Origin of the sequence: Sphingobium sp. D43FB (assembly GCF_002312805.1) — a bacterium.
Classification (GTDB): Bacteria; Pseudomonadota; Alphaproteobacteria; order Sphingomonadales; family Sphingomonadaceae; genus Sphingobium.
The window spans coordinates 1-8,558 of record NZ_NMUA01000065.1; the positions used below are offsets into that span (position 1 = coordinate 1).

General features: G+C 57.8%; 8 protein-coding genes and 1 pseudogene. 5 read left to right on the top strand and 4 right to left on the bottom strand.

Features of this window, described 5'->3' with window-relative positions:
- Positions 1-215: 215 nt before the first annotated feature.
- Genes SxD43FB_RS22445 through SxD43FB_RS22460 form a run of 4 tightly spaced genes read right to left on the bottom strand, consistent with a single transcriptional unit; the run spans position 216 to position 3,734 of the window.
- Positions 216-914, bottom strand: a complete 699-nt coding sequence (locus tag SxD43FB_RS22445; RefSeq protein ID WP_141249609.1) for an ABC-type transport auxiliary lipoprotein family protein — start codon at positions 912-914, stop codon at positions 216-218.
- Positions 911-1,840, bottom strand: coding sequence for an MlaD family protein (locus SxD43FB_RS22450; protein ID WP_096064023.1), 930 nt, complete (start codon positions 1,838-1,840; stop codon positions 911-913). The genes SxD43FB_RS22445 and SxD43FB_RS22450 overlap by 4 nt, the downstream gene beginning before the upstream one ends.
- A complete protein-coding gene (locus SxD43FB_RS22455) occupies positions 1,840-2,628 on the bottom strand; it encodes an ATP-binding cassette domain-containing protein (protein ID WP_096064024.1) in 789 nt (262 codons plus the stop codon). Before SxD43FB_RS22455 ends, SxD43FB_RS22450 begins: the two co-directional genes overlap by 1 nt.
- Entirely contained in the window at positions 2,625-3,734 is a 1,110-nt protein-coding gene (locus SxD43FB_RS22460; protein ID WP_024020668.1) for an ABC transporter permease, read from the bottom strand. Before SxD43FB_RS22460 ends, SxD43FB_RS22455 begins: the two co-directional genes overlap by 4 nt.
- A 243-nt stretch (positions 3,735-3,977) precedes the next feature.
- Between SxD43FB_RS22460 and SxD43FB_RS22465 the strand changes: the two genes are divergently transcribed.
- The 5 genes and pseudogenes from SxD43FB_RS22465 to SxD43FB_RS22485 form a co-directional block, all read left to right on the top strand.
- Positions 3,978-4,451, top strand: a complete 474-nt coding sequence (locus tag SxD43FB_RS22465; RefSeq protein WP_176482898.1) for a MarR family transcriptional regulator — start codon at positions 3,978-3,980, stop codon at positions 4,449-4,451.
- The gene (locus tag SxD43FB_RS22470) at positions 4,444-6,057 is read left to right on the top strand and encodes an AarF/UbiB family protein (RefSeq protein ID WP_096064025.1); all 1,614 of its coding nucleotides are present in this window, start codon (positions 4,444-4,446) and stop codon (positions 6,055-6,057) included. The genes SxD43FB_RS22465 and SxD43FB_RS22470 overlap by 8 nt, the downstream gene beginning before the upstream one ends.
- 70 nt (positions 6,058-6,127) lie before the next feature.
- Entirely contained in the window at positions 6,128-7,069 is a 942-nt protein-coding gene (locus SxD43FB_RS22475) for an MlaD family protein (RefSeq protein ID WP_096064026.1), read from the top strand.
- Between the two features lie 215 nt (positions 7,070-7,284).
- Complete coding sequence (locus SxD43FB_RS22480; protein ID WP_096064027.1) at positions 7,285-8,157, top strand: alpha/beta hydrolase; 873 nt, start codon at positions 7,285-7,287, stop codon at positions 8,155-8,157.
- A 159-nt stretch (positions 8,158-8,316) separates the two neighbouring features.
- A pseudogene (locus tag SxD43FB_RS22485) lies at positions 8,317-8,558 on the top strand (class I SAM-dependent methyltransferase); the annotation flags it as partial.

Sequence of the window (8,558 nt, forward strand, 5' to 3'; positions counted from 1 at the left end):
GAATTGCGAGATTTGACTTATCACATGGTCTATATGCTATCGCTTATTAAAATATGGAACCCGATATTACACTATCTTACTTAATTCTTCTCCGATCGGGTCGGTCCTTCAAATAAAAACAAAACTCGTAGATACCTACGAAGGTATCCGGCGCATGGCGATTTTGTACATGCAATTGCGCCCGAAAGTTGCTGAGATCGGCGACAGGCTCATGATCAATTTATCTCCTGCTTGCGATCCATCCGATCCTTGGATGTATCTAGCGCGCGCTCTGTGGAATGCTTCCGCGCTGTATCCGCAGACCAATCCGTCAATTCTGTGGTTGAGCGAGCTACTGCACGATCGAAAGCGGCGACTATCCCACTTGTGGTATTTGCGGAAGCTGGCTCCTGCACCAAGAAGCGCTTGGCCTCGACGGGACGACGATCAGAAAGATCAAACAGGGTTGCATCGCCTTCGATAATGACAGTGGGCGGTGCTTTTTCACCCCCATCTAGGGCATACCGTGCTTCGAATCGCTCCATATCAATCTGCAGCGCATGCGATGCCCCGGTGGCGTTTCTCACGCCCGTCAGGCGCACGTCAGGTGCCCGCGCCGCATATTGACGCATCAGCGCCTGGGTGAAAAGATCGGGGACCGGCGCCACCCAACGAACGCCCTTGAGGTAGAGCGCACGCTCCCCCCGCGTGGTGAGCATGCGATCGCCCTCCACCTCCTGCGAGAACCGGGGGCGAAGCAGAGATACAGAGCGAGTCGGGAGCGCACCCTGCATCCCGGTGACGGGCGTGGGGTCAACCACGCCAAACCTGAAAAGGTCAGCGCGCTCGCCGCCGCCTAGCAGGTTTCCACAGCTACCCAGCAGCAAGGCGCTCGACAGAAGTGCAAAAGTCCGATTCCTGGTTGATAATGTCACTTAGGCAACTCCAGTTCAGCACCCCGGCTTTTGGCCAGAGCTTCGCGGGGACTTTGTCGGATCCCGCGAATTAGCCCGTCCAGCGATTCAGCTGTTTCTTGCAAGGTCAGCATGGTCGCATTGATATTAGGGATCGTGGTCGTGCCGATATCGGCGCTTTGCGTGTCGAGTTTGGCGATCACGCCGCGAGCCTCATGAACTGCCGATTTGAGCTCGTTTGCCGCCTGGGAGATATCGGCGAAGGCGCGCTTGCCATCGCCATCGGCAATCTGCCGAACGGACGAGGCCGCGCCCTGAATATCGTCAGCCGCCCGATCCAGTTTGGCGAGCGCGGAACCGGCATGGGCGAACATGGTCCGATTGGCCGCCAGTTCCGCCGTAGTCATTCGGACATCGCGAATGGCACCGCCGATGTTGGCGATATTACGGTCAGAAAGGACCTTGTTCACACGGCTCAGTGCCTCGGTCGCGCTTGCCACCACCTGCCCGCCGCCTTGCAGCAATGAAGACATAGCGTTGGGCTTGCTGGGGATGACAGGCCGCTTACCGTGATCATTGGTCTTGAGCAGGGGCTTGCTCGGCGTGCCCGCGCTGATTTGAACGATGCTGACCCCGGAGATGCCCTGACTTTCAGAGGATGCGACCGAATCTTCGCGGACCGGTGTCCCGCGCGTCAGTTCGATATCCGTGATAACACGGTTGGGGTCGCGTTGGTCGAGGCGGATTCCGCCGATTTCCCCGACCTTGATACCGTTGAACTGCACTTCGCCTCCAACGCTTAAGCCTCTGACCGGCCCATGAAACACGATCTGGTAAGAATCACTTCCTTTGGCCGAACCGCCGAGCCAGACAACAAAAACAAGCGTGGCGATAAGCAACGCGATGGAGGCGGCGCCTACCAGAGCATAGTTGGCATGGCGTTCCATCAGCTTTCTTTCTCTTTTTTGGCGGCACGGCCTCGCGGTCCCAGAAGATAGCTCCGGATCCACGGGTGATCTGACCGTTCAAGTTCTTTGATCGTTGCAACAGCGGCGATTTTCTTGTCAGCGACAACCGCAACGCGGTCGCAAATCGCGTACAGAGTATCGAGGTCGTGGGTGATTATGAACACGGTGAAGCCAAGAGCATCCCGCAATGTTCTGATAAGATCATCGAATTCGGCTGCAGCAATTGGATCGAGGCCGGCAGTCGGCTCGTCGAGAAAGAGGATATCCGGATCCAGCGCGATTGCGCGGGCTACCCCCGCGCGCTTGCGCATTCCGCCAGATAGCTCGGCAGGCTTCAAGCAGCCTGCATCTTCCGGCAAACCAGCAAGCTTGATCTTCAGCCTTGCAAGATCGTGCACATACCCATGTGTAAGTTTCGTATGTTCCAGAAGTGGCGCCTCGACATTTTCCTGTACGGTGAGAAAGGAGAATAATGCGCCTTGCTGGAACATCACCCCAATCCGACGCTCGACTTCACTGTGCGCTTGCGGATCGCGGATGTCCTGCCCGAATATCTCGACGGATCCGCCATCGGGCTGCTTGAGGCCCAGGATAGTGTTGAGCAGCACCGACTTACCGGAACCCGATCCGCCAACCACACCCAATATCTCACCGCGCTTGACCTCAAGGCCGAGATCCTCATGGATGACCTTATCGCCAAAAGCCGTGCGCAGGCCTTTGACGCGAATGGGCACGTCTTCGGCATCGGTTTCCAGAGGCGCGCTCACAGATCGAGCGCCATGAAGATCACCGCGAAAATCGCATCGAACATAATGACCATGAAGATTGACTGGACGACCGCGGATGTCACATTTTGACCAAGGCTTTGGACATCGCCGCCGACCATAAGGCCATGCCGACAGCCCGCAGCAGCGATGATCAGAGCCAGAAACGGCGCTTTGCACATGCCTATCCAGAAATGCTTAATGTCCACCGTTTCGAGCGTACGCTGGATGAAGAAGACCGGGCTGATATCAATCGTCACCCAACTGACCAACAGTCCGCCAGCAAGACCGCCGATATCCGCGCAGAAGGTCATAAGAGGCATCATGAGAAGCGCGGCTAATATGCGCGGGATTACCAGCGCATCGAAACGGTCCACGCCCATAACCTGCATCGCATCGGTTTCCTGGTTCATCCGCATCGAACCGATCTGAGCGGCAAAGGAAGATGCGGAACGTCCAGACAGAAGGATGGCAGTGATCACCACGCCGAACTCGCGCAGGATGGCCACGCCCACCAACTGGATCGTGAACACCTCAACGCCAAGCGTTGTCAAAAGGTTGGTGCCAACGAGCGCAATGACCGCGCCGATGAAGAAGGTCATGATAAAAACTATCGGAAGCCCATTAATGCCCGCGTCCTGCATGAACGCGACAAGCGGCGTCATGCGCAGTCGGCGAGGATCGCCAAGGGTACGGCCGAGCGCCACAATAAGCTGCCCAGTGAACACCAGCATCTGGTAGGCGTCATCGGCGATCCCGATTACCTGACGGCCGAAGCGCTCGAAAAATCCCAGAACACCAGTGACGCCAGCCTTACCGGCCGTATCTTGTTCAAGGGCAGGTCGAACAAGGTCTATCAGCCTTTGCAAATCCTCTCTTTCGCCAAAGTCTATATCGGCGTCTGGAGCCATGGACCGCAAAAGCAGGAGGGCACCGGCAGTGTCGATCCGCCCCAGAGCAGAAAGATCGAGACGCTGCACGTCTAGACTCCCGGCCGACTGGGCACCCAGGCGCCCTGCCGCATCGCCCAAAGCAAGCGAAGTCCAGTCACCGCTCACATGCAGAGTCGGGCCGCCACCCTCGTCAATATGCCAATCTGCCGCGATCATCGCACTGGCAGCATGGGAATTGAGCAGCGGACGATTTCGGCTCCTGCTGGCATCAACGCCACGCAGCGCATATCTTGAACCTTGGCATGGTCAAGCATTGGGGTCTCACGATGATGATCGAGCAATGGCACGCCATGGGCCAAGAGGTGCCAGCTTCGTCGCAGTCATAACTTTATCCTCTCCTCTTGCCATGCCATCAAAGATTGAGCAAGGACATAACATATGGAACCTCAGGAAGTTCATTTGCGCGCGCTCGCGACGGCCTTTGGCTGGACCTGGTACAGAATGCGGCGGCTGATCGACGCGCACCTTGCGTCCCAAGGTGCATCGATGGCCCGTCTTAAGCTGCTGGTATATCTCGCCGAGCAACCCAGCCGCTCAACCGATATTGCAAGCTTCTTCGATCAGGCCCCGCGCACGGTAACCCAGGCGATTGACTGGTTGGAGCAGAATGGTCTGGTCACACGCTCGCCCGTTGAAGAGGACCGCCGTGTAAAGCTCGTGGAAATCACGGACGCAGGCAGGGCGATGCTGGAGCAGGCCCTGCCACTCTACGATGGCATTGTGGCAAAGACCTTCGGCAGCTTGACCGCGGAAGAACTGGAAGCATTGGATAGGGCGATCCTTCACCTCGACAAGGTCGTGGATCAACTCGAAACGCAAGCTGGCTTCCGCCAAGGTCGGGTCCCCACGCTCAAGGCACATAATGATGGCTGATCCTCATTTGATGGACGGGCCTGAAGCGGTCGCATTGAAGGAGCGGGAGCGGTTCGCACAAATCCTGCTTCTGTTCGGGCGACATGGCCTCAAGGGAATGGCCTCCCGGCTAGGTCTCAGACTGGGTGGTGAGGAACCATTTGACAGCGCTCGACCAGAAGCAGTCGTTGCGCTGCTGCAAGATATCGGTCCTGCAGCGGTCAAGTTCGGGCAGATTCTTGCAATGCGAAGTGATCTGCTGGAGCCCGATTGGATCGATGCGCTTTCGAAACTTCAGGACCGGGTTCCGCCGCTGCCGTTCGCCACCGTGCGACCACTTATCGAAGAGGCGATCGGCGGAACTGTGGAAAGCTATTTCGCCTCCTTTGAAGACGAAGCGATTGCGGCCGGCTCGATCGCTCAGGTCCATGCAGCAACGCTGCTCGACGGCCGGGACGTTATCGTCAAGGTCCGTCGTCCCGGGATCGAGCGGATTGTCGACGCCGACCTTCGGCTGCTGCGCCGCGTCGCCCGGATCGCAGAGCGCCGCATCCCCGAGATCGCGCGACTAAAGCCGGACGAACTGCTGCGCCACTTCGCTGAAAGTATCGATCGGGAAATGGACCTTGGCGCGGAAGCTCGCGCCAGCGATACGATCGGAGAGTATCTCAAAGCTTTCGGCGTGCGAACGGCTCGCTTTGACTGGGAGTTGTCCGGCAGGCGTGTCAACATACAGGAGCGGTTTCGAGGCGTTCCGGCAAGCAATCTGGAGGCGGCACGGCAAAGCGACCTTGATCTCACTAGCCTCGCCAGCACCTATGCGCAGGCGATCCTCCACATGATCGTCATCAATGGTCATTTCCACGCCGATCCCCACCCCGGCAACGTCTTTTTCCTGGAGGACGGAACGCTGGGGCTTATCGACTTCGGAGCGGTGGGGACGCTTCTGCCGCGACGCCGGGAGGAATTGGTACGTCTTGGCCTGGCGATCGCGGCGGAGGACACAGGCGGGGTCGTCGATATTCTGCTGCTTTGGGCGGGCGACCCTGATGTTGACCGTGTCAGGCTGGAAGAGGCCCTGGCCGAACTGATCAACCGTTTCAGCAATGTTCTGCTCGAGCAAATTGACCTTACCGACATTTTCCAAATCGTCTTTGCGATACTGCGCGACTTTCATCTCGCGCTCCCGCCCGATCTGGCACTGGTGCTCCGGACGCTGCTCACGGCAGAGGGATTTGTCCGGCGCATCGATCCGACATTCGACATCACTCGAGAACTGGCTCCGCTGGCAAAGGAACTGATGCGCGAGCGAACGAGTCCGGCGCGATTGCGTGGCGAAGCGGGCAAGCTGTTTGCAGCGCTTGGAAGAGCCGCCTTGTCAACGCCGAGCCTGGTGGGACAGATCGAGAGAGTTGCGCGTACCGGATCGATCACCGTCAGTATCGCACCCAGGGATCTTGAACGATTGCGCGGCGATGAGCGCAACAGCAGAGCCACTCCCCAGCTCTACCCCGCAGCATTGGGAATATGTGCTGCAATCCTTTTCGCCTCGGAACCGATCATCGCCGGGCTGCTGGCGGTGCTTTCCATTGCCCTGGCAATTGGCGAACGAGTGAAGCGGCGGTGATCACGTTCCAAATCTCGCGAAAATTAAAAGCTCATTTGTCGCGCTACCGGCTCCAGGATTTCTAGGTCACATGGAAACGCGTTCGAACTGGTTGAAGGTGAGCCTTGTTGTCGGCCTGCTCATAACCGCCGTCATTGGGTTCACCCTGTGGCTCATCCAGTCACGTGAGGCTGACGGGGCCACGTATGAGGTGCAGTTTAAACAATCGGTCGACGGCGTTCAAATCGGATCGGGCGTCAACCTTCTTGGTGTTCCCGTTGGGAAAGTAACCCAGGTCCGGCTCCAACCTTCAAATCCGGATACGGTCGTGGTCCGGTTCGTCCTTACCAAGGACATCTTACTCCATCGCGGCGTGACAGCGTCGGTCGATAAATCATTCTTCGATGGATCGGCAGAGATAAGCCTGGCGGGAAGCAACAAGCGTGAACCGGCACTTACAGTTCAAGCGGGACAGCCATTCCCGCTTGTACCAGTGAAGACCGGCGGCCTCCTCAGCGGCGACCTCAATCCAGGCGAGATGATCGCCAAGATATCGTCAGGTGCCGAGAGCATCTCAAAGAAGCTGGACCCTGCCGGTCAGCGATCCATCGAGGAACGTCTTGGCCAACTCGCGCTGCGCACGCGGAACTGGAAAAGCGATGTCAGTCAAATCGCGGGGGAGGCCCTGCAGGAAGACAGGATCCATTCTCTAGGGAATGTAATGGCTCGGGCGGGAGACGACGCCGAGAGGCTTCGCCTGAGGCTCGAGGCATCGCGGGGCGGTCTTCGCGACAGCCTCGTCCGGCCCTTGCATGATGCCGAAGGCAAAGCCCGGTCTCTGGGCCTGTCCATTTCACACGCACGGCCCCGGATCAGGCAATTGGAAGGGGATGCGCAACAAATCGCCGAAACCGCCCGTGCCGTTCGCGAACCAGTTCGACGCGTGGGCGATGCGGCCAAGAAGATTGACCGGGAAGGCGTGGGATCTCCCAAACTACCTGACTACCGTCCCACGACTGAGGAACGGAAATAGATGATCGCGATCGACCGCTCAGGAAAGGACCGACCTTCGTCTTCATGCACAGGCGCGCAATCAGCTTCTGTGAAGCACGAAGTCAGGACGATAGAACGACCCTCTCAATTCTTCGCGCGTGAGTGGATGCAACGTCCGGAAGTGGCGCAAAGGCAAAGCCAAAAATGGACTAAGGGGTTTATCTTCAATCGGGCCTGCAAGACCGAGACTGGTGGATGACCGGGAAGAATTGCACAATCGATGGAGCCGCTGGTATCAGCCTGGCTGCTGAAGTGAAGGGCGAATGCAGGGCGATGCCCGTCTTGCTTGCCCACGGGGCGGGGCAGACTCGCCGCGCCTGGAAGCGGGTAATGCAAGATCTGGTCGAGGCGGGGGTTCGCGCTATCGCTATAGACATGCGTGGGCATGGCGACAGCGACTGGTCGAGCGCAGGTGCGTATGACGTGCGCGACTTTGCGGCCGATCTCGTCGCGGTAGCATCAAGAATGGATCGCAAACCGGCTCTGGTAGGTGCCTCCCTCGGCGGCCTTGCCGGAATGATAGCCGAAGGAGACCTCGCCCCAGGCAGCTTCGCATCGCTCACTCTTGTAGATATAGCCCCGCGTATCGAGCCGGGCGGCGTGATGCGGGTGGTCAGCTTCATGCAAGAACATGTCGAGACTGGCTTTTCGTCTCCGGAAGAAGCTGCACAAGTCATTGCGCGCTACATGCCACATCGTCGCAAGCGCAGAGCGGGTGATGGCCTGCGGCACTATCTCCGGCAGAAAGAGGATGGCCGCTATTACTGGCACTGGGATCCAGCATTTATTCGCAATATGGTGGCTGCACATGGGAGCGACACCGCGCATCAGGAGCAGCAAGTGAATATATTATACAAGGCTGCCGCTAATTTGACGCTACCGCTGCATCTGATCAGGGGCGGATCCAGTGATCTTGTCTCGGAAGGCGCTGTCGAACATCTGCGCGAACTGGCACCGCATGCTGAATATACCGACATTATCGATGCCACGCATATGGTCGCAGGCGATGCAAACGACGCCTTTTCTGCCGCAATTCTCGGCTTTTTAGGGCGCCAGTCCAGCTCCTAGAGGGACGAGCATGGGAGAAGAGATTTGCTCCTGATCATCGAGGGTCGGACGACTTGCTGTGCAGAGCGCCATACATTGGTGGGTTTGCCTAAGATGACGCTCGGTAACTGGCTGCTGCCTCGCTCACTGGACTGCTATCCATAACGAAGGTGACGAAAGTTGACGACCAAAAATCTGACCGGCATGCTGGCCAAAAAGATGCCGCGGGAAACAGGCACCGCGCGCACAAAGGGCGAAACCCTGTTCCAGCTATTCTTTGCGCTCATCCAATGGCCTTGGCTGTTGAAAAGCCTTTATGGGGGAAACAAAGCTGAAAAAAATGCTGTTCTTGAGCGTATAAACCTTGAACAGGACGCCTTGCCTCATCTTGGCAGCTGGAAAGCAGACACTTACCTTCTTCA

Coding starts and splice junctions, on each gene's coding strand:
- SxD43FB_RS22480 (WP_096064027.1), top strand. CDS start 7,285: ATGACCGGGAAGAATTGCACAATCGATGGAGCCGCTGGTATCAGCCTG.
- SxD43FB_RS22450 (WP_096064023.1), bottom strand. CDS start 1,840: ATGGAACGCCATGCCAACTATGCTCTGGTAGGCGCCGCCTCCATCGCG.
- SxD43FB_RS22470 (WP_096064025.1), top strand. CDS start 4,444: ATGGCTGATCCTCATTTGATGGACGGGCCTGAAGCGGTCGCATTGAAG.
- SxD43FB_RS22475 (WP_096064026.1), top strand. CDS start 6,128: ATGGAAACGCGTTCGAACTGGTTGAAGGTGAGCCTTGTTGTCGGCCTG.
- SxD43FB_RS22460 (WP_024020668.1), bottom strand. CDS start 3,734: ATGATCGCGGCAGATTGGCATATTGACGAGGGTGGCGGCCCGACTCTG.